Annotated in this window: 24 protein-coding genes and 1 pseudogene; 8 read left to right on the top strand and 17 right to left on the bottom strand. The window is 54.9% G+C overall.

Annotated elements, in window-relative coordinates; translation table 11 throughout:
* Positions 1 to 14 precede the first annotated feature (14 nt).
* Both HB780_RS02535 and HB780_RS02530 read right to left on the bottom strand, forming a co-directional pair.
* Positions 15 to 872: a hypothetical protein gene (locus HB780_RS02535; RefSeq protein WP_183686534.1), complete on the bottom strand. Its 858-nt coding sequence runs from the start codon at positions 870 to 872 to the stop codon at positions 15 to 17.
* Positions 873 to 1,140: 268 nt separating this feature from the next.
* Positions 1,141 to 1,560 (bottom strand): hypothetical protein, encoded by a 420-nt coding sequence (locus HB780_RS02530; protein ID WP_183686532.1) that lies wholly within the window; start codon positions 1,558 to 1,560, stop codon positions 1,141 to 1,143.
* Positions 1,561 to 2,546: 986 nt separating this feature from the next.
* On the opposite strand from HB780_RS02530, the gene HB780_RS02525 reads away from it, so the two are divergent.
* The 3 genes from HB780_RS02525 to HB780_RS02515 all read left to right on the top strand — a co-directional run bounded on the left by HB780_RS02525 (position 2,547) and on the right by HB780_RS02515 (position 3,880).
* The gene (locus HB780_RS02525; protein WP_183686531.1) at positions 2,547 to 2,840 is read left to right on the top strand and encodes a type II toxin-antitoxin system ParD family antitoxin; all 294 of its coding nucleotides are present in this window, start codon (positions 2,547 to 2,549) and stop codon (positions 2,838 to 2,840) included.
* Between the two features lie 3 nt (positions 2,841 to 2,843).
* Positions 2,844 to 3,212 carry a type II toxin-antitoxin system RelE/ParE family toxin gene (locus HB780_RS02520; RefSeq protein ID WP_183686529.1) on the top strand — a complete coding sequence of 123 codons (369 nt, stop codon included), beginning with the start codon at positions 2,844 to 2,846 and terminating at the stop codon, positions 3,210 to 3,212.
* A gap of 374 nt (positions 3,213 to 3,586) precedes the next feature.
* Positions 3,587 to 3,880, top strand: a complete 294-nt coding sequence (locus HB780_RS02515; RefSeq protein ID WP_183686742.1) for a WGR domain-containing protein — start codon at positions 3,587 to 3,589, stop codon at positions 3,878 to 3,880.
* 265 nt (positions 3,881 to 4,145) lie between these two features.
* Here the strand turns inward: HB780_RS02515 and HB780_RS02510 are convergent, their stop codons facing one another.
* The gene (locus HB780_RS02510; RefSeq protein ID WP_286202851.1) at positions 4,146 to 4,436 is read right to left on the bottom strand and encodes a PIN domain-containing protein; all 291 of its coding nucleotides are present in this window, start codon (positions 4,434 to 4,436) and stop codon (positions 4,146 to 4,148) included.
* Complete coding sequence (locus tag HB780_RS02505; protein WP_286202850.1) at positions 4,433 to 5,008, bottom strand: DUF433 domain-containing protein; 576 nt, start codon at positions 5,006 to 5,008, stop codon at positions 4,433 to 4,435. Before HB780_RS02505 ends, HB780_RS02510 begins: the two co-directional genes overlap by 4 nt.
* A gap of 218 nt (positions 5,009 to 5,226) precedes the next feature.
* On the opposite strand from HB780_RS02505, the gene HB780_RS02500 reads away from it, so the two are divergent.
* Positions 5,227 to 5,847: a ProQ/FinO family protein gene (locus HB780_RS02500; RefSeq protein ID WP_286202849.1), complete on the top strand. Its 621-nt coding sequence runs from the start codon at positions 5,227 to 5,229 to the stop codon at positions 5,845 to 5,847.
* Here the strand turns inward: HB780_RS02500 and repC are convergent.
* The 3 genes from repC to repA all read right to left on the bottom strand — a co-directional run bounded on the left by repC (position 5,825) and on the right by repA (position 9,580).
* Positions 5,825 to 7,138: a plasmid replication protein RepC gene (repC, locus tag HB780_RS02495; RefSeq protein WP_183686527.1), complete on the bottom strand. Its 1,314-nt coding sequence runs from the start codon at positions 7,136 to 7,138 to the stop codon at positions 5,825 to 5,827. The genes HB780_RS02500 and repC overlap by 23 nt on opposite strands.
* 199 nt (positions 7,139 to 7,337) lie before the next feature.
* A complete protein-coding gene (gene repB / locus HB780_RS02490) occupies positions 7,338 to 8,369 on the bottom strand; it encodes a plasmid partitioning protein RepB (RefSeq protein ID WP_183686525.1) in 1,032 nt (343 codons plus the stop codon).
* Positions 8,366 to 9,580: a plasmid partitioning protein RepA gene (repA, locus tag HB780_RS02485; RefSeq protein WP_142889578.1), complete on the bottom strand. Its 1,215-nt coding sequence runs from the start codon at positions 9,578 to 9,580 to the stop codon at positions 8,366 to 8,368. Before repA ends, repB begins: the two co-directional genes overlap by 4 nt.
* Positions 9,581 to 9,939: 359 nt before the next feature.
* On the opposite strand from repA, the gene HB780_RS02480 reads away from it, so the two are divergent.
* Together HB780_RS02480 and HB780_RS02475 are read left to right on the top strand one after the other, a co-directional pair.
* Complete coding sequence (locus tag HB780_RS02480; protein WP_286202848.1) at positions 9,940 to 10,164, top strand: hypothetical protein; 225 nt, start codon at positions 9,940 to 9,942, stop codon at positions 10,162 to 10,164.
* A 553-nt stretch (positions 10,165 to 10,717) separates the two neighbouring features.
* On the top strand, positions 10,718 to 10,954 hold the full coding sequence (locus tag HB780_RS02475) for a hypothetical protein (protein WP_183686523.1): 237 nt from the start codon (positions 10,718 to 10,720) through the stop codon (positions 10,952 to 10,954).
* A 560-nt stretch (positions 10,955 to 11,514) separates the two neighbouring features.
* Here the strand turns inward: HB780_RS02475 and HB780_RS02470 are convergent.
* The 9 genes and pseudogenes from HB780_RS02470 to HB780_RS02430 form a co-directional block, all read right to left on the bottom strand.
* Positions 11,515 to 11,991, bottom strand: coding sequence for a hypothetical protein (locus tag HB780_RS02470; protein ID WP_183686521.1), 477 nt, complete (start codon positions 11,989 to 11,991; stop codon positions 11,515 to 11,517).
* A gap of 677 nt (positions 11,992 to 12,668) precedes the next feature.
* Positions 12,669 to 13,835, bottom strand: a complete 1,167-nt coding sequence (locus tag HB780_RS02465) for a site-specific integrase (RefSeq protein WP_183686519.1) — start codon at positions 13,833 to 13,835, stop codon at positions 12,669 to 12,671.
* Positions 13,825 to 14,244: a type II toxin-antitoxin system VapC family toxin gene (locus tag HB780_RS02460; protein WP_174014864.1), complete on the bottom strand. Its 420-nt coding sequence runs from the start codon at positions 14,242 to 14,244 to the stop codon at positions 13,825 to 13,827. Before HB780_RS02460 ends, HB780_RS02465 begins: the two co-directional genes overlap by 11 nt.
* Before the next feature lie 2 nt (positions 14,245 to 14,246).
* Positions 14,247 to 14,486: a type II toxin-antitoxin system Phd/YefM family antitoxin gene (locus HB780_RS02455; protein WP_113349381.1), complete on the bottom strand. Its 240-nt coding sequence runs from the start codon at positions 14,484 to 14,486 to the stop codon at positions 14,247 to 14,249.
* Between the two features lie 366 nt (positions 14,487 to 14,852).
* Positions 14,853 to 16,526 (bottom strand): IS66 family transposase, encoded by a 1,674-nt coding sequence (locus tag HB780_RS02450; protein WP_183686516.1) that lies wholly within the window; start codon positions 16,524 to 16,526, stop codon positions 14,853 to 14,855.
* Between the two features lie 255 nt (positions 16,527 to 16,781).
* Positions 16,782 to 17,000: a hypothetical protein gene (locus HB780_RS02445; RefSeq protein WP_183686514.1), complete on the bottom strand. Its 219-nt coding sequence runs from the start codon at positions 16,998 to 17,000 to the stop codon at positions 16,782 to 16,784.
* A gap of 121 nt (positions 17,001 to 17,121) precedes the next feature.
* Entirely contained in the window at positions 17,122 to 17,586 is a 465-nt protein-coding gene (locus HB780_RS02440; RefSeq protein WP_183686512.1) for a hypothetical protein, read from the bottom strand.
* Between the two features lie 358 nt (positions 17,587 to 17,944).
* Positions 17,945 to 18,976, bottom strand: coding sequence for an IS110 family RNA-guided transposase (locus HB780_RS02435; protein ID WP_183686511.1), 1,032 nt, complete (start codon positions 18,974 to 18,976; stop codon positions 17,945 to 17,947).
* 140 nt (positions 18,977 to 19,116) lie between these two features.
* A pseudogene (locus HB780_RS02430) lies at positions 19,117 to 20,317 on the bottom strand (IS3 family transposase).
* Between HB780_RS02430 and HB780_RS02425 the strand changes: the two are divergent.
* Positions 20,280 to 21,794 (top strand): hypothetical protein, encoded by a 1,515-nt coding sequence (locus HB780_RS02425; protein WP_183686509.1) that lies wholly within the window; start codon positions 20,280 to 20,282, stop codon positions 21,792 to 21,794. The pseudogene HB780_RS02430 and the gene HB780_RS02425 sit on opposite strands and share 38 nt — an antisense overlap.
* Positions 21,795 to 22,102: 308 nt before the next feature.
* On the top strand, positions 22,103 to 22,393 hold the full coding sequence (locus HB780_RS02420; protein WP_183686507.1) for a type II toxin-antitoxin system RelB/DinJ family antitoxin: 291 nt from the start codon (positions 22,103 to 22,105) through the stop codon (positions 22,391 to 22,393).
* A gap of 40 nt (positions 22,394 to 22,433) precedes the next feature.
* Here HB780_RS02420 and HB780_RS02415 read toward each other — a convergent pair whose 3' ends face one another.
* On the bottom strand, positions 22,434 to 22,718 hold the full coding sequence (locus HB780_RS02415; protein WP_183686505.1) for a type II toxin-antitoxin system RelE/ParE family toxin: 285 nt from the start codon (positions 22,716 to 22,718) through the stop codon (positions 22,434 to 22,436).
* Positions 22,719 to 23,143: the final 425 nt, after the last annotated feature.

Below are 23,143 nucleotides of genomic sequence, written 5' to 3'. Positions count from 1 at the left end.
TGCACACGGGCTAGTTAGCGGCGGCTGATCACAAGTTCGTTGCGGTTTGACGACGACTTGAATTCGACGCGCAGGAGATGTTCCGTCCCGAATTCATCCATAGCCGAAATATTGCATGGCGAGCGGTTCGGGTTTTGCGCATTGCTCGACCTGATACCGACGTCGCGGATTGCGACGATTATCCCTTCGCCGCTTCGCGGCGCTGTGATCGCATTATGCTTACGGCTGTCAAATATCGCAGGCATCGCATAGACTGCGCTTGTACTGCCAGGAGCACCGTAGCCAGTGAATGTGAACAGTTCGCTTGCAGGATTGCTGCTCTCCCACTGGATCATGCTGGCAGGCACTGCAATGAACGAACGAAACTGAACTCGGCTGCCATCGACCGAAAGTCCGCAATAGTAGTAATCGACTGACGTGGTGTCCCAATCGTTTTCGCCGCCGGTAACGCGTCGCACTTCCCATGGATAATCGACGGCCCGGGTCTCGTGCGCGCTCGGTAGCCGCTGCGGCAGTAGTTCGACAGACTTTTTAAAATTATCGGCATTGGATTTGAAAATCGTGTCGGTATCTCTGGTCACCTGACAACCGATTTTTTTCGGTGAGGATTCGACGGTCTGGACATACCATGTGAAGAACTCGAAACCGGGTTCGTTTGCCCGTGGCTCGGAGGCAGCGCGGTTCCCCGGAAAGAATTCGTATTCGTTGCGGGTTTGTGTTGCCCCCCAGCCACCTTCGACAATGCCCGACGCGGGAACGCCCGACAGAGGCTCACCACTATCGTAGTCGATCAAGCGCACGCTTCTTCGTTGCTCGTCGCTCAGGCTAACGACCTGACTATTGGCGTCGATCGCCCGCAGGACGACCGTCACCTCCGCCTGTTGTCTGCCGTTTCGATAGAGTCTGTTTGTCGGCGACGTCACCCTTGGTTCGAACGTCTCCAGGTTCGTCCATTGTGACGTCCGTGCCTGTTTGTTTGCGCTGTTCATATTTGCACCCTGTTTTTCAACGTTTTAGATACAAAATAAACTTCCGTCGTCTGACCAAGGCATAGTCCACGTAACGGGAGGATTGTTCCACCCGTTACTCGCCAGCATGATTGGCTAGACTGCGAAAATTCAGGCTTGGGTCCGTGATGGATTATTTGGGAAGCACCATCATTTTGGAGTCACGAGACATATCCCAAACTTTCAAGCATGAAACCTTGCCGTGCAATTGCCCGCTGGCCGACGATCCACCGGCCAATAGCGTATCGTGGATGAGGCGGTTTTCGCTCAGTCCCCGGCTCGCGTCGACAGCGGTAATGCGGATATTGCGGTTCGAGTCGCCATTGCCCATCTTGTAGGTGGCGTAGCTCTCATTGGTCTTGCAGTCGCCACTATTGTAAATTCCGAATTTGACACCGTCTTCAGCGCCCGATATCGAGAAATAATAATCGTCATCGTTGGTGCAAGCATTGCTCGAACTCTTGAAGCTGATCTCGCCATTGCCCATCGAGATGCGGCAATCGACATTGCTTTCACCCTGCTTCTTGTAGAAGGTGATGACAGGTGCTGCCATTGCATTTCCAGTCATTGCCAAACATATGGCGAATACCCCGATTACTTTCCGCATAACAACCTCCAGTTTTATATTGAAGATGACGAAATCGCGTCATCGTGGCAATTAGCAGGCTCCACAACTCCCGCCACAGGTTCTGATATCGACATGCTAGTCCGGTCACACAGTCCATCCTTAGAGCACACCGCCTGCCTAACGACTGCAAAAAATTCGCAATAAAACTGATCCAGGATGACAACGATCCGGGATGGAAAATGCCAGAGTGTAAATATTTTCAGCGTGATACGGATCAGTTAGCCGTCATAGCATTGGCCTGAAAGTACCAGTCAAACCAAACGCCTCCATTTCCGAAAAATATCGTCCGGCTCGGAAACCATTCCCTCCGCGTTAAAATCTGCTCTGCAAATATGCGTATATTATATAATATGAATATTCAAGAGTGGATTCGATTGTGGGTCTCGCAATTCAATCTGTGGTTTCGCACCCATCCAGACATGACAACACCCCTCCGCCTGCTCCGTGCGCCGCATTACAAATGCGCGGCATTTGTCGCGAGCTCACTCCGGCCGCTAACGCGCCGCCCGACGGGCGCTACGGCTGGAAAACCTTCATCACATGAGTTCACCAATCTTTTGCGAGCTGTTTCATGAGATCCATTGTGACCAGCGAAAAGCCATCGCGGCTTCTAAAGTTTGCCCATTGCCCAATCCTCTAATTATGCGGGCAATCTTCGCAGTTCGTGATGGAGATATACGGGAATATCCTGCAGTTATTATTTGGATATCCCCGTAAAATTAGTCGATAGTCCGTACATCCTGGGCTTATCGCTCACAGTTGCGCTCTACAGCATACTCTTGGTCGTATCGAGCGTCGGCTCTTCAAGCCCTCAAATCCGATCAGCTCTATTTGAGGTGTCGGTCTTATGGCATAATATGCCATATGGTGATAGAAGCGCACTTGGACATCAGCTGACCGGAGAATCGTAAATGCCAACACGAAACGTTGTCCTCACCGAATACCACGAAGCAGTAATCGACAAGTTGGTAAAGTCAGGCCGCTATCAGAACGCGAGTGAGGTTCTACGCGACGGCTTGCGGCTGGTCGAGCAGCGCGATGCCCTTGACGTCGCCAAGCTGGAATCTTTACGCGAAGCAGCTCGCGTTGGGTTCTCGGATATCGAGGGCGGCCGCTTCGCTGATGTGAATGACGACGAACTCGAAGGGTTTATCACTGGGCTCGGACGGCAAGCTGGCCAGCGCGTCAAGAATATGTCCCGGTAACTCATGCCCGCATTCCGTATTTCCACGTCGGCGCAAGCCGACATCCTCGATATGCTTGCCTGGACGCAGGACAAATTCGGCGAACTCGCCCGTCTTAGATACGAACGCCTTTTGGTGACCGCCATGCGGGACATTGCCGCTGAACCCCAACGCATCGGAATTATCGAGCGACCCGAACTGGGCGATCATGTTTGCAGTTACCATCTGCGGCACAGCCGAGAACGCGCGAGGCATGAGAGCGGCATAGTCCGTCAGCCGCGCCATCTACTTCTTTTCCGATTTGCCCATGCCGACTTCATCGGCATTGGTCGTGTGTTGCACGACTCGATGGAGGTCGAGCTGCATTTGCCAGCAAATTACGGCGATGAATAAGAGCAGCGCTATAGGCGCCATACAGCTCGGCTGATCTTCTGCCTATTCGCGCCGAGTGCCTGAATGCTCATTGGTTCTAACACCAGTGGCGAGACGCCGTCTCCTACTGTTGCCCAATGCCCTGGTGCAGGCGTAGGGCGGGAACCATGCTTCACTGGGCTGATCGCGCCGAGAAATTTATCGCTCGCCACTTCTCGGCTTCATGCTGATTGCCACTCGACCTGGAACGAGACGATGATGGCTCCAAATATTGCGGCCAGCATTATCATGCCTGCCCTACCCTCCTCGATCCCATCAAATGGTTGAATCATTTAGGCCGAACCGATTCAAACCTCTCATTGGACGCAAAACCGTACGCGTGCGACTCTTTTGCCATGAGCCCGCAACCTTATCGACTTCACATTCAGCGCATCGACCCCGCCAGGAACATGGCGCGCTTCTATGAGATCTCGCTCGAGCCGACGCTATTTGGCGAGACTTCGCTGGTGCGGATATGGGGGCGGCTAGGCACCAGGGGACAACGACGTATAGACGTATTTTCGAGCGAAAAACGAGCTGTAGAAGCGTTCCTGGAACTTCTACGGCAAAAGCGAGCAAAGGGTTACAGGCCCGGCCGTGATACCTTCACCTTCGACAGCCGACTTACCCAATCGGAGGAGGCTTCCTGATCGGGCGCAGCTACTATGACCACTCTCACAGGTCGTTTCCACGCTAAGCCCTACGCTAGAAGCGACGATGCAAACCATGCCTTTGGCTTACCCCGAACGATGCGCTACGCATCAAAGCGATAGCCTAAATATTCAGAATTTCCGGGGGCGACTTGAACGGATTGAGGATTCTAACACCGCGCCCCGTGAAATCGGAAACGTTTCGCGTCACAATTATCAGACCGTGAACGCGTGCGGTCGCGGCCAGTGCAACGTCCCATCGGTCCTAGTTCTTGTTTCCGAGAAGTCGCGTCCATTCTGCGACAACCGGCCCGTCGATTGGAATGATACGATCAGAGAACGATTTTTCGAGCGTCTCGATGCCATCAAGTATCCGTCGAGCGCATTCCGGATCACGCTTCATCAATGCTTCGGCTCCCCGACGCTTTTCGAATAGCGTCGCGACACTCAGCCGAAGGTCCGTGTCATCGACCGTCGCGATCCATTGATGCACGTTCTTGTGCCCGCCGTGCTTGAGTTCACGGAGAACATTTTCATCGAGCAAATAAAGCGTCACGGAATGGCCCTTGGTCCGACTTCACCACGGTCGCTGTCGTCATCGAACGCACCAGCATCAGCCAAAGCGGCCAAAGTGGTTTTCAGGCTCTTCGTTGGATAGGGCCGCCCCCGCTTTGGGTAAGCCTTGGCATACTCGACCGCCGCTTCGACCTGATCTCGCGTCATCGAAGGAAAATCTGTAAGGACCGCATCAACGCCCTCGTCCCGCGCCAAAGCTGCGATCAAGTGTGCCGAAATAACCGTTCCGCGAACAACCGCCTCACCTCGATCGCCCTTGCTATCAATCCTGCCTCTGACGGCCTCAAGTCTCGCCATTCGGTCTTTAAGATCGGTGTCGATTTGCGCAAGATCCAGTTCAAGCCTACCGAGCTGGAGTTTGTGAGCATCATAGGGCAATTTGCGCAAGGCGCCGTAAAGCCGGCGCCGCCCTGCTGGCGTCAGGTCCTTGTCGAGTTCATCGGCAAGCCGCAGAAAGCGCAGTTCGGCCGGGCCAAGGAGCCTTTGAACCACGTTCCCCACCTTCTTTTGCCGGGCGTAAATGACACCTGTGTCAACCGCCTTGTTCAGCATCGCCGGAGTTCTGCCGAGGACATAGCCTGCTTCGCTTAGCGTAAAATTCTGGACTTGGGACAAGCGCCACTCCTTCATCAATCCATCCCAATATAGGGATGAATTAGACACTGTGCAAGCTAGTAAGGCATCACACCACGATGTGGTGATCTGTCCGACAAGAACAACAGCGGTATATCGGTCGGGTTGTAAGCAATCTGGATATACCAATTCAACAAATGGATATCTCCGCAGTCTACCAGCCCAAGGCCGCTACTATTTCTTTGCAAAACCGGTACAAAGTCGTCATCAAAATTGCATGTTCCAGTGTTTATCGAAAGCCGATAACGAGAACGATCGATAACAAACCCTGGACGGAGAGCCGATTCATGATCCCAGCAGCCCCTTCTGACATCGACAAGGCTAAAGCCATCGAGGCGTTGCTGATCCGGCCGATCGATCTTTTACCCAAGGCAGTCGGCGACCCAATCTGCCCTTTTGCCATCGGCATCTGGACCGATCTTCGAGCGCTCCTGAAACCAGACACCTCTGTTATCTCGCTTCGGCGCGCGGTTTCTGCCTACACGCATTCAAAACGCTATTTTCTTGCCTGCGCCCAGCCAGACGCTTTTCGGCATGATATCGACGGCAACGCGGTCGCTCCCAATGCGGAAGAACACCGGATGGCCGCCCAACTGGCGTTCTCGAAGCTGAACAAGAGCTCATCGGATACTCCCGCCCCTCCCCCGCAACCGACGACGGAATCGCCTGAAATTTCGCGAGCAGCTCAAATCCGCGCCGGCCTTCTCGGCCGAAGCAAACCGAAAGCAGCAGACTCTAACCCGTCCTCTGCCCAGTAGGAGCATTTGCACGCACCAGCGACATCAGCATCGGACCAATCGCAAACTGTTCTTTCTCGGTTCGCCGGGTCAGATCACGGAGATAGCCGCCGGCCGAGTTGATATGTCCACCGCGCTCGAGAATGCAGGCCATCACCGTCGCGGCATTTTCCGGCCCCATGGCCAGGCAGGCATCCTGATAAGCAGATGGGCTGACATTCAGCATGGTTCGGACGACGACGCCAGCCGACAACAGGTCACGCCAACTGCCGATCGCACCGCCCGGCCCGTAATCGATGATCTGCGGGCAGGCTTGAAGAACGAGACCCAGCGGGAATGATTTGAGATCGCCGCGGGCATCCGCATTCGCTCCAGCGTCCCGCTCGGCTGCTTTCCGCCTACCCGATTGCCGCCCGTCAACGGATACTTCGGGTTTCCCCACCATCGGTACGGTTGTCAGGTCAGGTTTATCCACCGTTGTCGCGCCCTGCTTCGTTTCGAAGCTTGGTTCAAGATCAGAATAAGATTCGGGGTTTGAATTCTGTATGTGACGCTCATTTTGATAGGGATTGCCGCTTTGTTTTTGTGTTTTCAGCTGCATTTCCAATTGGATGACGATGTCATCACGCAAAATGACCAGTTCCTCGAGCAGATTCTCCAATGCTGCTGTCGTTGGGAAGCGTGGGAGGTCCTCGATCAGGCTTCTGAAACCCAGATATATGCCCTGCCAATCGCCGCCGAGCTGCTCAGCAACTGCCGTCTCGATCAGTTTTGCTATGTCGCGACGGCAGAGGCTGATGCGCTCACGCAGCTGCTGGATATGGAGGCGCTCGGCCACCACTGTGGCAGCTAGATGTTCGAACTCTTCGGCGCGAGAAAGCAATGGAGCCAATGAAAAGCCAAAAGCGTCACTGACCTCCCCTTCCCTACCCCGGCGGGCGTAACGTTTACCGTTCGGGCTGTCCTTGCGGATGAGCAGCCCAGCCTCGACCAGGGCGGCGAGGTGGCGTCGGATCGTTTGCTCGGCCATGCCATGCGACCGCAATGACAGCTGGGCATTCGAGGGGAAAACGACCAGGCCGTTATCTTCGCAAAGGTCGTTCTTCGGGTAGAAGCTCAAGAGAGCGTTCAGCACGGCGAGCGCACGATCGGTGACGCCGAGCAGTGGCTTGGCTTCACAAAGCGCGCGATAAATTTTCCATTTGTCGACCGACTTGGCAGGGTCGATTTCGCGCGTCAGCTTTTGACTTGCGAGCATGCCAAGCGTCATCGGCCGCCGCCCAAAGGGCGTCGTCACATATCCAGTTTCCATTTTCTCTCACCTACGTTGAGGCAACAGAAATCCACTCGCCGAACGGCGCCAAAGACTCTTGACAGCGATTCCCGGAAATGCGATTCTCAAAGGTGTTCAGACTTAGAGGAAAGCTTCCGTTACGGTGACGTTCGGGGGCTTTTTTCTTTTGCGGTGTAGTCCTTCTCGTCGTTACTATTATCTCTGATAACTCATTTGATCATCGCTCGGCTTTTTCAGCTTTGCGGGTCCCAAGATATGATCGATGAAGAGTCTCAAGTTGAGACGCCACATAATCTGCAAATTCAGGTGAAGCTCGATCGTCAAAGACAAGATTGATCTTCGAGCCAGATCGCTCGATTGAGGCGAGCCTCGTACCTTCGCGGGTTTTGATGCTCTCAGGCCGTTTAGCAGCGCGTTGCGTGGATAGAATCTCCATCACCTGGCTGAAGCGCTCATTCGTGTCGGCGACCTTGAATTCTCGGCTATCCAGCAGCGCATTCAGCTCCGATCTCTTCTTAGTCTGGTTAAGACGGTCAGTCAGCGCAGCCCAACGTGGTCGCCCTGCCTTTGGTGCCGGACCGATTGCCTCTATCAGAGCACGAGGCAAAGAGTGCGCAACACTCATCAACTTTGAAAGCTGCGTCTTCTCCATCGCGAGCGATGACATAATGACGCGACGGTCAAAGCCTCGCTCTTCTAACGCCAAAGCAAAGAGACCGCGCTCGATGTAGCTAAGATCCGATCGAGCTGAGTTTTCCTGACCCTGGATAACAACTAGCTCTTCATCTGTAAGATTTTGAACGACAGCTTTAACCGGGCGCTCCAACGCTGCGAGAACACGAACCCTTCGATGACCGAAAGCGATCTGATACCTGTCCGGTTTCGTCGGATGCGGTCGCACGAGGATCGGACTCTTTTGTCCAGATTCGCTAATGGCATTGCGGAGCTTTTGATAGTCTTCGCCATCGTCCAACAGCCGATCAGCAACAAATGAACCCTCAATTTTGTCAGGAGAGATTTCAATCACGGCTGAACCGGCCGCGATCAGGGCTCTCGCTTGGTCGGCCGCGCTTGCAATACTTCCGAGTGAGCGCCCCATAGCACCGACAGCACCAGAGCGTATGTGTTGCAACTTCCGCTCCGGCGTTATCGCAGGCTCTGGGCTATCGGTTTCAGGCTGCAAGTTGCCAGGTGGCAACTCCTGCTCCCGACGAGTTAGCATTGCCTTTAGCACCTCTTTTCTGCTCATGCGGCCCTACCCCACGCCTGCTTGATCAAGGTTTCAATCTCACCATTGACGGCGTTGAGCGATTCAATCGCTCTTTCGTAGGTGTTTTTCAAAAAGTCCTCACGACCGACCTCGTAAAGCGTCTGCTTTGATAAGCCAGCGCCCGAGATGGCGGTCGATTTCAGCATCGTGTTGGTTAGGACACGCTCTCGGAACAGCGACCGCATGAACCCCACCATCTGCGCTTGTGGACCGTCGGAAGGCTCGTAGCGCGTCACCACATACCGAATGAAATCATAATCGAGATCGCCCCCGGATTCCTGAACAACGCTCAGCAGGTCCGATGCCATCAGAAGGAATTGACACATCGACATCACGTCAAGCATCTGGGGATGCGCGGTAATGAGCAATCCTGTCGAAGCGCAGAGAGCCCCTAGCGTCAAGAAACCGAGCTGCGGTGGGCAGTCCAGAACCATCACGTCGTAATCATCGGAAACAGTGCCGAGAGCTGATGCTACGCGGCCAAAGAAGGGCTCGGCAGAACGTTCGGCAAGCGCGCGCGGTGTGTCGTGCTCGTATTCCATGAGCTCGAGATTGCCAGGAACAAGGTCAAGACCGGAAATGTAACTCTTGCGAATAACTTCGCTCAGAGGTCTCCGGGTCTCGTCATATCGCACGGCTGCGTACATTGTCTCGTTAGCGCCGATATCATATTCCGGTTGATAGCCATGCAGAGCAGTGAGAGACGCTTGCGGATCCAAATCAACCGCAAGAACCCTATATCCTTGTAACGCGAGATACTGTGCCAGATGTGCTGCGGTCGTCGTCTTACCACTACCGCCCTTAAAATTCACAACAGCCATGACTTGGCAGTGCTCGTCACCCCGACGACGGGGAACGTAACGCTTGCCCTTCGAATTTTCATCAAGAACAGCTCGAATCTCATTGATCTGGTCGAGCGTGTATGAGCGGCGACCACCGGAGTTAATTGTCGGCTGCGGTCCCTTGCCATTAAGCGAAAGCTGCCGAAGATACGCATCAGCGATACCGATCAGTTTTGCCGATTCGACCGACGAAAATGAACGCAATACCTTCTGCGCAATTGGCGGGAAAAGCACCTGCCGCATGGCTTGCAGTTCCTCGGATAACGCCGCGCCATCACTCGCGATAACTTCGGTTATCGGGCGCTTTGGTGCGAGTGTCTCTGTTAGTTGACTACGAGCCTTCGCCATAACTACGATAATTCTCCCAAGTGGACGAATATTTCGTAGGGAAGATGCCGCGAGTCGCGATTCTTGGCAAGGAAATAAGGGTTAACGAAAGCTTAACATACACAGGCTGTCAGCATATGCGTCCCTATCTCGACCTTTGGAGATACAAGTTGCCACCTGGCAACTCTTGGCTCTGGCATTGGTCTCGACAGGCGAGAACCAGCTAACTCTTGCTCGATATCACCTGACTCCTGGCCCAAACGCATTGCAAATCAGAGGTGGATCGCATACCGCCCCGGCGCACAGCAATCGTAGAGATGGCAGTGCTAAGTCGGGTGGCTGACGATACGATGAACATCTGGCAGAGCTGGAGAAGACACATGGACGATCTGGACAAGCTGATAAACGACCTTCCCGTTGACGAACAGCGAGCCATTGCGAAGCGTGCGGACGAACTGATCACCGCCCGCAACCTCAGGGAACTGCGCGCTTGCTGGTCGGACGCAAGAGGACGTTTCCGCCGGAACCGGCTTCAAGCAGACCAATATATCCAGGTTGGAGAAGCGTGCCGACATGAAACTATCGAAGCTCCGGGATTATGCTGAATCACTCGGTGGAACGCTGAAGATCGTTGCTGACGTTGCCGGCAAAAAGGTTGATCTCTCCAGCATCGCGGAGCGATCAAGACACGGCTCCAAGAGCGCCTAGACGGGGCTTTGCACTTGGTCGGCTTGCGGTTTGAAGGGGCCGCCAGGCGTCTTTTGGTTGGGGGCGTGGACGCCTGGCGAAGTAAAGTCCACCGGGTAGTGAACGCCTCAACGATACAACCACCATCGTCACGCGTATAGACCGCCCAAATGGGTAGGCACCAGGATCGCGTCAACGACCCTTTCGACGTCTTTCATATGTAAGTGCCGACACAATCAGTTCGTCCAGATAGGCGCGGCCACGGCCAGCCGACATTCCCGAGGCCCAAGATTGCCTGGCAGGCCTGCCACGCGCCTTGAGGCGTGAGTCTAACTTGCAACAGCCCTCAGACAATTTTCGGTCTAGTCAATTTGGCTCTGGATCTCTTCGATTCACCCAAGCTATTCACTGAGCAGCGGAATGATTTGAACGCGCGTGGTCGCCGTCTTCGTCTCCGCAATGGGACACGTCATGACGGCGCAGACTATAGCTGCATGGGCAACACAGAATGGCTTCAATTCGCTCGATTCGCGAAGGTATCGTCGCATCGACGATGCACGCACAATCACCATCGAGATCAAAAAGTTCTCGCTGGTGCTGATCGATGAAAGTGCTGGTTTGCGCCCACGTGTTGTTTCAAAATTATTCAAAGATTTATTTTCGGAGAATCCACCCGGCAGGCTCGAGCGGCTTTTGTTGGATCGTTGAATGCCATAGCCAGATAATCGGTTTTCCGATCCTTCTGATGGCTCGCCGATCGAACAGTTTCGATCGGTGCCCGCCGGCGCCAAGCTCTTCTGCCGTCATTGTGAAGCGGTCGCTTTCGCCGCGCAATCCCACAGGAAGTCTCCGGAAAAGGCGACGTGCTGTCACCAACCGCAGAGGTATAGATTGCACTTCTCGATCCCGTGCGGGATATCTCATTCGCTGAAAAGGATTTGCCCAACCTGGTGCGCCCGGATGCGCGGGGCTGGAACGCCACGGTGATTGGTCAGCACAATGATTGTGCGCCGAGTATCGAGAAAGCGGACAACGTAGTTACCCAATCGATCTCTCCCGTTGAGCTCGAGAATGATACACGATCGTTTTGCGCCGCAGAACCCGAATCTGGCCGATAGTGCCCGTCCGATCCAGGGCGGCCGCAGCTTCGCAACTCCCTTCAAAAAAGCTGGGCGACGACACCTATTGAGGGACAGCGTTGTGCAGCGGGAAACCAACGCTGTGCCCTCTGGGTGGGCCGGGTGTAATCGGGTCTGGGTAGCAGGGGCCTATTCCGGCCCCAATTGCGCGGCCATTGTCGAAATAACAACCGGAATCCCACCGGTAGGCGGCGCGTAACTGGTAATCTTAACGCTGCAAGCAGGCGTGGTGTTGCTAATAATCGTCCACAGGCTGCCCGCAGATGTGTTGACTACGCCGATGGTCCCGCGCCCTGATTGGCTCATGACTTTCATGCTTGGATCGACCATCGACATGACCCTGGTAGTGCGCTGATAGTCGCCGAGTTCGGGCAAGAAGAACACAACCGTAATTCGGCTCGCGTTGCCAGGCTGGGTCTGAGCGGCGCCTGCCGCACCATCGGCTATTTTCATCCAATCCGGAACAGCAATGGCACAGCCACCTTTAGAGGCATGGAAACGCTTCCAACCTGCTGGGGGAGGGGAGGCTACGTGCGGCGTCGTCACACAGCTGGAGAGAGCAGTCATCAGAGCAAGCCCAGCGATCAAGGGCAGTGAAAATCGCATTGCAAATTCCTAGATGGGTATGATTGTGATCCGGCACCGGGTTGCGGCGGCGATACGTGCGCTAAACGTATGTTTTTGCGGGCGCGACAGGGATTATTTCACCCTGCTTATTCGCAGATGCCACTTTGATCTGGCTTTACTGGGCTTTCATCCGCAAAACACGCGTATCACCTTAGATTTCGGATTAGTCACGGATTGGAACGCAGTGCCGCTGTGGACGAAATTCAAGCGCGTAGGGGTATCGGTAGCGACCCGTTCTTCGCTTCCGTAGTGTCGTGAATCTCCGGGTATTTTTAGCCCCGTTGTCGCGGAAGATGGACCTCCTACCAACTTTTGATATCGAGAGGCACCGCAGGCATCAGAGGTTGATCTTGATGCTGAGTTGGATGGGGACGAGGTTTCACAGGCACTTAAAGACATTAGTGCGAATAATACAGGTGCAATGACTAAAGGTTTCAAGGTTCCCCCCTTCGGGCTGCTAAATATCCAGACCTCTGGCATGCCAGAGTTAGACCTAACATCATCAGGCTATCTACTGCCTTTACCGGTATCAAGCTGACAATTTCAGGTGGCATCGAAAAAAATGGAGCGACCTCCAGATCCAGCCGGAACCATGTGTTCGACCGGGGGGCGAGTCGGCTGTCTTCGCGCATGAACCAACTGGCCGAGACGCCTCGCTAGATCACCAGCCTGGCAGCTCGTCCATTTTTGCGTTCGGCATTGTTGTAGTAGCTCGCCGCCTGCGTCACCGACTTGTGCTGCGACTGCTGCATGGCCTCGGGGAGGGGGATGCCACGATTGGCGGCCTCGGTGAGATAGCCCGATCGCAGCCCATGCGCCGAGAACATCTCCGGGTCTAGGCCGGCCTGCTTGACGCGTGCCTTGAGGATGAAGTTGACCGATTGCGGCGTCAATGCCCGCCGATCGATATTGCCCCACTGATCGATGCGTCGAAACACCGGGCCGGTGTCGATCTTGGCCTCCGCTAGCCAATGTTTCAAGGCGATTACCGGCCGGCCGATCAACACGACGTGTTCGTCATCATCGGCCGTCGTCGTCTTGGTGCGGCCGAGGCTGATCGTCAGGCAGGGGAGGGGAGGGGAGTTTGCGTCGGTCGGATCAGCACGCACTGGCTCCTCGTCGATCAGGTCCTCGAACCGCAAGCCCGCCACTTCCGAACGCCTACGGCCACCGGAGGCGAAGGCGAGGAGCAGCAGCGCGCGATCGCGGCGATCGACCAGACGATCACCGGCGCAGGTTGCCAGGAGTTTCGCCAGGATGTCGCCGGTCGCGGCCTTTTTGCTCTTGCGGCGGCGTTGCCGCGGCGCAGCGCGAACGGCCAGCCGCAGGGCAGTCTTCAGGGACGGAGCGGTGAAGGATCCCGTCAGGCCACGCCAGCGCGTCAGGATCGACCAGGAGGTCAGACGCCGCCGCACGGTGTCTGGTGCATGCGGGCCGTCGACCCGTAGAAAACCTTCAGCGCGCAATGCCGCCTCGACCTCGGCCGGCATGCCGTGGTTTGGATCCTCGGCGCGCTCGACCGGATCCCAGAGGTGATGGGCGACGAATTTGAGAGCCAAGCTTTCGGGCGCCGGCCAGGGGAGGGGAGCGCCGGTGGCAAGCTGGCACCAGGCCTCGAGATAGCCAAGGTCTGAGGCAAGCGCCCGTAGCGTATTGTCGCCCATGCCCTCTTGCGCCAGGTGTTTTAAAGTGGCGACATCGTCGTCAGTCAGCAGCGTTGCCAGCTGGTCGCGGCGATCGAAGGGAAGAATGGCGTCGAGCGCATCGAGTTCTTCGGCGCGCTTCAGAACCGGTAAATCCGCTGGATACCGATCAGTGCTCATGCTCAAGTGGTCCCACGATCGCAATGCCTTCGCTTCTGGCTGCGCTTGCCATCTTCCGGTCGGCGGTTGCCAACGGCGCATTGGCAGATTTCGCAAGCGCAACGTAGCTGGCGTCATAACCCGAGAGGCCATGCCGGATAGCGAGATCGACGATGGCGACATCATTGCCCGAGCCGCGGTCGTCGAGTGGCAGACTGCGCAGCTTCAATGTCGCAGTCAGCGCTGCCCCGGCCGGCAATCGACCACGGCGCTCGGCCATGACAAACAGATTGCGGGCCTCGAACCAGAACAGCGATGGAACCAGGCCTGGTGTGACGGCGAGTGCGCCAATCAGGCGCTCGGCGGTTTCGCTCTGCTCATCGGGAAGAAACCAGCTGGCGGCGATAGAGGCGTCCACGACGAAAGACATGATTACGCGCGGCCCTCATCGCGCCAGGCGCGGATTTCCTCTTGGGTAACCGGCTTGGCCATCTGACGCATCGCTCGGATCTCGGCAATCGTTTTGTCGATATCGTTCTCCTTGCGAATGCGCGATAATACGGCGATCGGATCGTTGCCGCGGGAAATGATGACCTCTTCACCGGCCTCGACGCGAGCCAGCAATTCGGAAAGATGGGCCTTGGCCTCTGCGACCTTGACGGTGACGCTCATGATGGTTTGTTTCTCCGGGGAACTGGAATTCACTCTCGCGTCGCGCAGACCGCATCAGAGCCTGCAAATCGACATTCTGCGCGACGATAGGCGCAAAAACGAAGTTGGTCAAGTAGTAGGTCATATCACCATCGATACTTGATACTTATCGATAGTGATAGGCGTCAGAAGAAATGCTATGCATGATGGAAGTTATGGGCAATTTTGCTTCCTATGCGGAAAAGTATTACGTTAATTCATATGGTTAATGAAACAGAAACCTGAGAATCTCGGTACGTGGGGCGGGTAAGTGGGGCACATTCGGTGGCGTTGCCGGTTTGACAGGCAAAAGCGTTGAATGCTGGTGAGCCCTGGCGGTTACAGCATTCAAGCCCGAGCGAGGATGGTGGCCGAGAGAGGCGGGATGGGACGATCTCCATTACCCAGGCCAAGCCGGTCTCCCAGATAGCGGTAGAAAGAAAGCCCGAGCTTCTGGCAGGTCTTCATCAGACCGAGCATGATGTCTCGCGCGACCCGGCCGTCGCGGCTCATCGTACCGCCGGAGATTTTTCGTTTCGTGACGAAAGTCCGCAGGTCATTTTCCGATGCGTTGGTGTGCAGCGGGATGCCGGGATGCTCGAGCACCTTCAGCAACTCGTTCTTCCTTCGATGCAGCCGCTCAAGCAGCTTGTCGAGTGCCTCATAACCGGTGCGCAAGGCGAAGATCCGGTCGAACCGTCGTCGGAAGGCAGGGGCAGCCTGCGGTGAAGGTTTCTGCTTGTAAGCTTTTAGCATCTTGTAGAAACGCCAGACCAGATCGCGAACCATCGTGAGCCGCCGCTCTTCCTTGGCGGTGGCCGGCATGAGCTTTTGCAGAAGGCGTTCTGCATGGACCCAACACAGCGCGTGATTGCCGACGCGGAACTGGCCGGCGTCGTCGGACACGATCACCATGTTGCCCATCAGACCGTGGTGACGGATGGCGCCCCAAAGGCCGGCTTCAGCGAGTGTGCCAATGTCCTGCCGATCGAAGATATCGACGCCCTTTTCGGCCAGATGCGTCATGAACGGCACCTGGTTGCAGAAGCGCTGCGGTTCAAACGTCCTAAGTCCGGCGACCATGACTGGATCGCCACGGCGCTCTTGCAGATAATCGAATGCGGCATCGTTGAGCACATAATCCTGGTAATTGCCGCGCAGCAGCGACAGGAAATTCAGCCGAGACTTCGATTTTGTCGTTCGGAAGACGGTAAAATTCGGGCCGCCGATATGTGTGGTGTAATAGTTATTATGGGAATGCCGCGCGCCAGTGTCGTCAACCGTCACATAAGGCGACGATACAAGACCGGCATGCAGCACCGCCGAGTCCTCGGCAACAAAGCCATCGAACTCTTTTGTCAAAAGCCGCACTATCTGACGCTTGGAGATATCGAGACCGATATCGTTCAGCAATGTCGTCAGTCGGGCGGTCGTCACTTGTCCATGTGCGTGGAGCATCAGGCAAAGCCGTCTGAGGTTGGCGCCATAGCCACCCGTAATCCCCGCTGGCAAGGCTGCCAGCACCGTCTTTCCATTCGGGGTCACCCAGCATTCACGACGGTAATGCACGAGCTCCGCCTTGAGCACCAGGTCGCGAACGTAGAAGCTTCTGTATCCCTTGAAGCGCGATCCATCAGGAGCATCGACGCGCAGGATCTCCTGCCGGCTCACCCGCTTCACATCCAGCTTTGGGCCGCGGGGTTTCTTCTTCGGTACCGATTTGTCGTCGGATGTGGCATCCGCCACCTTCTCCATTCCGGAGGAGCGAAACGGCGGTCGCGGCGGCAGATTTTTCAATCGCGCAATCTCGTCGCGCAGCAGCTGGTTCTCGACTTTTAACCGGGTGTTTTCCAAGCGAAGGGCTGCGTTTTCGTCGCGAAGCTGAATAGTCTCGGCCTCGAGCCTATCAAGCCGCGCTTCCGCCTGTTGCGACCGCTGCAACAAACCCGTCACCAGACTGCGCAACGCATTCAGTGAAAGCGTGTCGGCATGCTCGGGGGAGGGGAGGCGTCTCTTTGCCATACCTGGATCGAATCATGATTTGCCCCGTCTTAGGAATCCCAGCGCCGACCAACAGGATTCAACGCGCCCGGTTATGCACACTTTCTATCCGGCGACGCTGAGACCCTGCCACCGATTTTGCCCCACGTACCAAATGGGGGTACGTGGAGCAGAATGGGTGGCGCTCTGCATTTGATTGGGAATGCGACCAACAGAGCCAGCGGTACGCAGCGGCGTAGGTCGCACGACGAGCGTTTTTCATAACAACGATTATCGTCAGGCCTTATCGGGATTCAGCTCGGGAAAAAGTTTCTCAAGCGGGACAATGATACCCATCATGGCCTGCCCCATGATTTCAGCGAGAGCTCCCCTTAGCTCCCTCGAACGCTCGGTGTTCTCAATCGATGTGACTTCTTCGGCGAGCTTATTGAGGATGGGATCTAGTGAAACCACGAGGTCTATAATTCGCTTCGCGTGGGCTTTGTCTATGATCATTTTTGCATTTCCCATGTTCTGGTCATCACGTGCAGCCTATTGTACTTCGTCTCCAACAAAATAGAGGCTGATTGCGGATATCAGTTTGATCTGCGGTCGTTTGCCACCCAATCTGCCCCACTTACCGATAGCGCGTGGCCTTCTGTGCTAGAAACTGAAACCGGCGATCGATTTCGATCTCGGGAAAGGCGGCAACGATTTCGTCGAGAATATCGGCAAGTTCGAAAGACGTTGCTTCCGAGGATCTAAGCACTATCCAAAGTAGGTCCAACGTCGAATGCGGAAATTTGCTTGGGATGCCGCTACCCGTCAACATATGCAAGCTAGCGCTGCGAGCGAAGGGCTGCATATAAGGTCGCAGCAACTCGATCGCGGACGGGAAATGATCGCCCGCGCCGACTGCGAGCCGGATTAAGTGCACCGTATGGGCGTTGTCCAAGAACCGCTTTTCCATTGGCCAGATCCGATTGAAGAATGGCACGATCATCGATGTCCAAGCCTTCTCAGGTCCCTCCTTGTCGATCACGAGCCATTGGGCGAGCACGTTGATTGCGCCGGTTCGGATCTTGGCTGGTGCTTGTGGCATGCCCCCGCAGGATGATCCGGGTTGTCTAATAGCGTTCCGTTAGTCAAGACGGCGTGGCAATTGAGTATCTTCGCCGTGTTGCGCGACTGGCAACGCGGTGTGAGTTGATTGGTTGTGTCGAGCCTCAGTAGCCATGCTTTCTTCTGAGTTGTCCTGTGCCGGGAGCAGGGTTGTCTCCGCGGTCGACAAATGTCGCCGCATGATGGGTTTTCGCAGGCAGGATCTTCCTATGTTTAATGCGCAGTCTCAACGAACTGCAGCCCGTGTAAACGGAATGATCCAACCCACGTCCGCAGCAGGGACGCTCAGTGCCTCAAATCAATTTTGACGCGCTGAGGGAAGGAGACTGGCACTTCGCTTACGCGGTGGCGCCGGCCGATGCATTGAACACTTCTCCTGTCTTGAGCATGCTGTGCATGATAACCGCAAGCTTTCGGGCGACCGCCACCGCGGCGCGCTTGAAGCCCAACCGCTCACGCAGCTTGAGGCCCCAGCTTTTGAGACTGCTCTCGTTCTTGGTACTGGCCCTCGTGAGGATCACCGTCGCCGCCTCATAGAGCAGTCCCCGTAGATGGTTGTCGCCTCTTCGAGAGATATGGCCGTCATAGTCGACCTCGCCTGACTGGTAGCGCCGTGTTGTCAGCCCGAGCCAGGCGCCAACCGAGCGCGATGTTCGGAAGTTGTCTGGATCTTCAATCGCCGCGACGTAGGAAACAGCCGTGACGGCGCCGATGCCTGGGATCGTCATCAACAGCTTCGTAGCCTGGCTCTCCCGTGCCACTGCGAGCAACTGGTGATCGAGATCGGCCGCGCGCTTGCGTATGCCGCCCCACGCCTCAAGCAGAGGCAATATGATCCTTGCCAACCCGTCGTTCCCATCTATGAGTTCCCTCACATTGTCATCAAACACCCGACCTTTCCCTTTGGGGACAATGAGACCGAACGTCTTCATCAGGCCGCGAATCTGATTGTTAAGCTGGGTTGAGATGCTCAGCAGCTGATTGCGAGCCCCCACCAGCGTGCGCGTCAGCATGTTGTCGAACGACTTTACTCGGACCGCCTTGTAGAAGCCGGCTTCGGCCAGTTGGGCCAAGCCATCCGCATCATTGGCATCGGTCTTGTTGAGCGTCTCGCCCAATACCTTTTGCGCGTGCCGCGCTTCGATGCAGATAGCGGGCACCCCCTCGGCCGTCAGCGCATGATAGAACCACGTCGACAACGGCCCCGTCTCGAATACGACACGCCTGGCGTATGGCGCGTGCTTGCGGATCATCTCTGCAAGAAGTTTTGGATCCGAAGGACACTTCCCCCGCCAGATCCGCTTCCCCTCCTGGCGGATCGAGATTGCGGTATCTTTCAATGAAACATCAAGCCCTATATATTGGTCCACGGTTGCCTCCATTCGATGTTTGGGCCCGGTGCCAATCGTGAGCCCGTTCTTCCATCTTATCGGGGGCAACCGCCCATTCCAGCCATCACTCTCATAAAATGGCCCAGGGCGATCGCGCCGCGATTACCCCATGTTTAATGTTAGTGCATACTGGGCTTGGCCGCCACTGTTGGTGTTGACGCCGGTCCGCTTCCTTTAGGCCCGACAGTGGCCTCGGGGGCTGGAGGCTTGTAGTTTAGAGACGAGTGCGGACGGACAGTGTTGTAATGCCGCCGCCACGCTTCGATGATGATCCTTGCCTCCTGCAATGTGTAGAAGATTTCTCCGTTAAGCAGTTCGTCCCTGAGTTTCGAGTTGAAGCTTTCGCAGTATCCGTTCTCCCAAGGACTGCCCGGCATGATATAAGCCGTCTTGGCGCCGACCATCGTGATCCAATCCCGCAACGCCGTGGCGATGAATTCCGGCCCGTTGTCTGAACGGATGTGAGTCGGGATGCCGCGCAGGATAAACAGATCGGAGAGGACATCGATGACATCCACCGCCTTTAGTTTCCTCTCGACCCTGATAGCGATGCATTCTCGTGTGAACTCGTCGATCACGTTTAGCATGCGAAATTTCCTTCCATTATGCGTTCGGTCCTCGACGAAATCGTAGGACCAGACATGGTTGGGATATTCCGGCCGGAGCCGAATGCATGAGCTGTCGTTCAGCCAGAGCCGCCCACGCTTGGGTTGCTTATAGGGAACCTTTAGCCCCTCACGCCGCCATATCCGCTCAACTCGCTTTACGTTTACGATCCAGCCTGCCTGGTGTAGCAGCGCCGCGATGCGGCGATAGCCATATCGGCCATACTGGAGTGCGAGTGCCGTGATGTCGGCGGTCAAGGCTGCCTCATCATCGGGTGTTTTGGCGATCTTGCGTTGGGTGGAACGATGCTGGCCGAGAACCCGGCAAGCCCGTCGTTCGGACACGCCCAGTTCCTCGATGACATGATCCACACAAGCGCGACGACGAGCGGGGCTTAGAAGTTTCCCTTGGCGTTCAGCGGCAATCGATCCACCGGATCGATTGCTGGTTCGCTTCACCCACCAAAATTATCTTATCCAGCGTCAAATCGGAAACCGCTCGTCGAAGCCGGCTATTCTCAGCCTCCAGCTCCTTCAGGCGTTTCACCTGATCGCCTTTCAGACCACCGTATTCGGCCCGCCAGCGATAATATGTAACTTCCGTTACACCTATCGCTCGAATCGCCTCCACCATTGATTTGCCCTGCCCAGTCAGCACGTCGACCTGACGAAGCTTCGTGACGATCTCTTCCGCCTTATGTCTTCTCCCTGCCATTTCAATATCCTCCTTCGGCTCGCAAGCCATACTTCAAAAAGGATCATTTTTCAGGGGGCAGACCAATATCGCGCGGATAATCGCACATCTACCTGAGAAGGAGCTTGAATCGCTGCCTCGCAAGGCCCCTGGATTATTCGATTTTTTGGCCGTGAACCTTGCGCAGATTTTGGCTCTTCAGATCGATTTCGAACCTAGCCGATTGGCCGTATTTCAGTTCGAGACGGAAGACCTGAACAGGATAGGGCCTTACCCGGCTGTTGCCCGACTGCTTAGCGATCACGGTCTGTACAAGATCACCGTCGAGAACTTGGATTTCATATTTCGCGAGGTGTTGGGCTCCAGCACCGAAGCGAATCTGCAAACCAAGCACTACTCAACCGTTTTGCGAACGGACTACGCGCCGTTGGTCGACAAGGTTCATAACGATTTTGATCGCTACCTCAAAAACGTTCTCCTCCAAGCGAGCAACACTGAGGAGGATGTTTCCGCGGTCATTAACGTTCTCAACCACGAAGAGATCGAGGCAGAATATCTAGAACAGTTCCTGGAGCAGCAAAGAGTGGAGCTGCCTGCGCTTGAGCAGGTTCCGGTTCGGCTTCGATCGACAGTGTTTCGATTGCGCAAGATCGAACCATCGTGGGAAAATTGCCTGACATTCATATCGAGTGACGATTTCGATGCGCAAACACTCACAGCCTACCTTCAACATCCTGAAGCGCAGTCCGTGCTCTCGGCTGTCACTATCGACGATCGAAAGGAAGCGGTTCCGCTGCGTCAATTCCTGATCAACAACAGTGATTTCGACGCCGATACCTATCGAGCCTATCTCTGCACCTTGCCTAAGCAGTTCGTTCAGTTTCCTGAAAATTTGGGCACGGACAAATTACGTATGCTTGTTGAAGTGGCGACGATCACGTTCTCCGAAAAGGCATTTTCGTTTTTGGCGGGCAACGATGAGCTGCAGGTTCTGTTCGTAGCGAAGAATATTGACAACTATCTCGCTAGTGAAGACAAATTCTCGGTCGACGACAACTTTCGTGAGAAGCTTCTAGCGTCAAACATTAACGACGATCAGAAGCTCAAAATCATAGATAAGATGGACCTGATGTCGCTGGCGAGCTTATCACATCGTGCTTCGATTGTCGGCCGGGTATTCCATCGCTCCAACGCGGACTTAAGTCACCTGACGCCAGAAGCCGCCCACGCGGTGGTCATAAATGCCGAACCAGTCACCGTTCAAATCTCATTGTTCAATAGATGCCAGAATCTGATGTCCGACGAGCAGGTCAAAGCGGCACTTCACGAGTTACCGAAGCCATTTTCTGAGATCGAACCAGGATGGCGGCAGCCGAGAATAGGAAACACTACAGAAAATCAGGAGTTTGTGCGCTGGTTGGAGTCGCGCTCAATCATTTCCTCTTCGAAGCTGACCTTCTTTACGAATGAAATTCGCATCTTTAATTTTAGAAAATAGTAGGGTGAGCACGCCGACCATTTCCTTTTATACGAGGGTGACATTGAAAACCTTACTGCGCTGCCCCCAGGGTGGTTTTCCAGGAATGCAGAGGTCATTGGGCTCAAGCTGCGTGAAAGCACTGAGTTTAATGATACCTCTTCTTCAGCAAGGGTCTTGCCGTTCCGGCTAAAAGGGAAATAGGGAAACTTGCGGGCATCAATTTAGAAAGGTCGACGGGAATTAATCCGGAACCTTTGGGCGCTATTTCACTTTCTCCTTGCTCTTGTATCTCATTTGAGATACAAGAGCCGTCATAGGAGAACCAAATGAGCACTCAAACTTCAATGCTGCACGTTCGTATCGACGATCGGCTAAAGCAAAATGCTTCAGAGGTCCTGGCAAACTTTGGCCTCACAATCTCAGACGCTGTAAGGATTCTTCTTACCCGAATTGAGAAGGAAGGCGCTCTTCCTGTAGGCCTAACGACCGATCCTGAAGCTTATGATGAGTGGTTTCGCAGCAAAGTCAGAGAAGCCATGGGGGATACTCGTCCAAGAGTACCACACGCTAAGGCTATGGCAGCGATCAGAGCCAATCTCGAAGAAAAAACAAAATAAAAAAGCTCTGGCGCGTTGATCACGCGCCAGAGCTGAACCTTTAGGGCCACTGCTGAGCGGAGTGCAGTACCCGAAGAACAAGGACTTCAGTCTCGCTCACAGAATAGATTACAATATGCTTCCCAACCGGCATTTCACGGGTCCCGGCGACACGACCGGTCCTGTAGCTGAAAGGGAAAGTCGGCAGGCGATCGACGCTTTTCTCAATTTGATCAACCAGAGCCTTCGCAGCCGGCGGATTAAATTCACTAATGAAATTCACCATTTCATTGACGTCATTCAGGGCATCTTCACCCCACTCAATCGAGAGGGCATTACTGGGCATTACGTGCTTCCATGTCAGGTTTCCTTATGTTGACATTTTGTGTTGACAACACTGCCCCGATATGCGAGTTGAAGACTGCTTAGGAATTAACTCGCTTCGGCACAGGATGCCATGGTAACGACGCCGTCAAATAGACAGACGTCGATTTTGCCATTATACTCTCTTTTGGCTGTAAAGTAAAGAGGCGTAGGAAAATATTTCTACGTGCGCCTTGATGCGCACAAGCCCTTTCAGATGAAAAGGCGCGCAACTTCATCGAGACTGATGTCTGTTGAGTTTCAGCTAGATTTGCGCCAATTTTTCATTTTGCGTTGTACCACCCAATTGCATTTATGGTGTTGATCGAAAACATTTTCTCGCAGTGTGGGCGGATTCGTCTGAAACGAAAAAGTGGGTCAAATTCGTGCGATAATCAACAGGCAAGG

The organism is Rhizobium lusitanum (assembly GCF_014189535.1).
In the GTDB taxonomy this organism is placed as follows: domain Bacteria; phylum Pseudomonadota; class Alphaproteobacteria; order Rhizobiales; family Rhizobiaceae; genus Rhizobium; species Rhizobium lusitanum_C.
The sequence above is the reverse complement of the archived record's forward strand: the minus strand, read 5'-3'. Positions and strand labels throughout refer to the sequence as shown.

Coding starts and splice junctions, on each gene's coding strand:
- HB780_RS02530 (WP_183686532.1), bottom strand. CDS start 1,560: ATGGCAGCACCTGTCATCACCTTCTACAAGAAGCAGGGTGAAAGCAAT.
- HB780_RS02525 (WP_183686531.1), top strand. CDS start 2,547: ATGCCAACACGAAACGTTGTCCTCACCGAATACCACGAAGCAGTAATC.
- HB780_RS02520 (WP_183686529.1), top strand. CDS start 2,844: ATGCCCGCATTCCGTATTTCCACGTCGGCGCAAGCCGACATCCTCGAT.
- HB780_RS02515 (WP_183686742.1), top strand. CDS start 3,587: ATGAGCCCGCAACCTTATCGACTTCACATTCAGCGCATCGACCCCGCC.
- HB780_RS02505 (WP_286202850.1), bottom strand. CDS start 5,008: ATGCTGAACAAGGCGGTTGACACAGGTGTCATTTACGCCCGGCAAAAG.
- HB780_RS02500 (WP_286202849.1), top strand. CDS start 5,227: ATGGATATCTCCGCAGTCTACCAGCCCAAGGCCGCTACTATTTCTTTG.
- repC (WP_183686527.1), bottom strand. CDS start 7,138: ATGGAAACTGGATATGTGACGACGCCCTTTGGGCGGCGGCCGATGACG.
- repB (WP_183686525.1), bottom strand. CDS start 8,369: ATGAGCAGAAAAGAGGTGCTAAAGGCAATGCTAACTCGTCGGGAGCAG.
- repA (WP_142889578.1), bottom strand. CDS start 9,580: ATGGCGAAGGCTCGTAGTCAACTAACAGAGACACTCGCACCAAAGCGC.
- HB780_RS02480 (WP_286202848.1), top strand. CDS start 9,940: ATGGACGATCTGGACAAGCTGATAAACGACCTTCCCGTTGACGAACAG.
- HB780_RS02475 (WP_183686523.1), top strand. CDS start 10,718: ATGACGGCGCAGACTATAGCTGCATGGGCAACACAGAATGGCTTCAAT.
- HB780_RS02470 (WP_183686521.1), bottom strand. CDS start 11,991: ATGCGATTTTCACTGCCCTTGATCGCTGGGCTTGCTCTGATGACTGCT.
- HB780_RS02465 (WP_183686519.1), bottom strand. CDS start 13,835: ATGAGCACTGATCGGTATCCAGCGGATTTACCGGTTCTGAAGCGCGCC.
- HB780_RS02460 (WP_174014864.1), bottom strand. CDS start 14,244: ATGTCTTTCGTCGTGGACGCCTCTATCGCCGCCAGCTGGTTTCTTCCC.
- HB780_RS02455 (WP_113349381.1), bottom strand. CDS start 14,486: ATGAGCGTCACCGTCAAGGTCGCAGAGGCCAAGGCCCATCTTTCCGAA.
- HB780_RS02450 (WP_183686516.1), bottom strand. CDS start 16,526: ATGGCAAAGAGACGCCTCCCCTCCCCCGAGCATGCCGACACGCTTTCA.
- HB780_RS02445 (WP_183686514.1), bottom strand. CDS start 17,000: ATGATCATAGACAAAGCCCACGCGAAGCGAATTATAGACCTCGTGGTT.
- HB780_RS02440 (WP_183686512.1), bottom strand. CDS start 17,586: ATGCCACAAGCACCAGCCAAGATCCGAACCGGCGCAATCAACGTGCTC.
- HB780_RS02420 (WP_183686507.1), top strand. CDS start 22,103: ATGAGCACTCAAACTTCAATGCTGCACGTTCGTATCGACGATCGGCTA.
- HB780_RS02415 (WP_183686505.1), bottom strand. CDS start 22,718: ATGCCCAGTAATGCCCTCTCGATTGAGTGGGGTGAAGATGCCCTGAAT.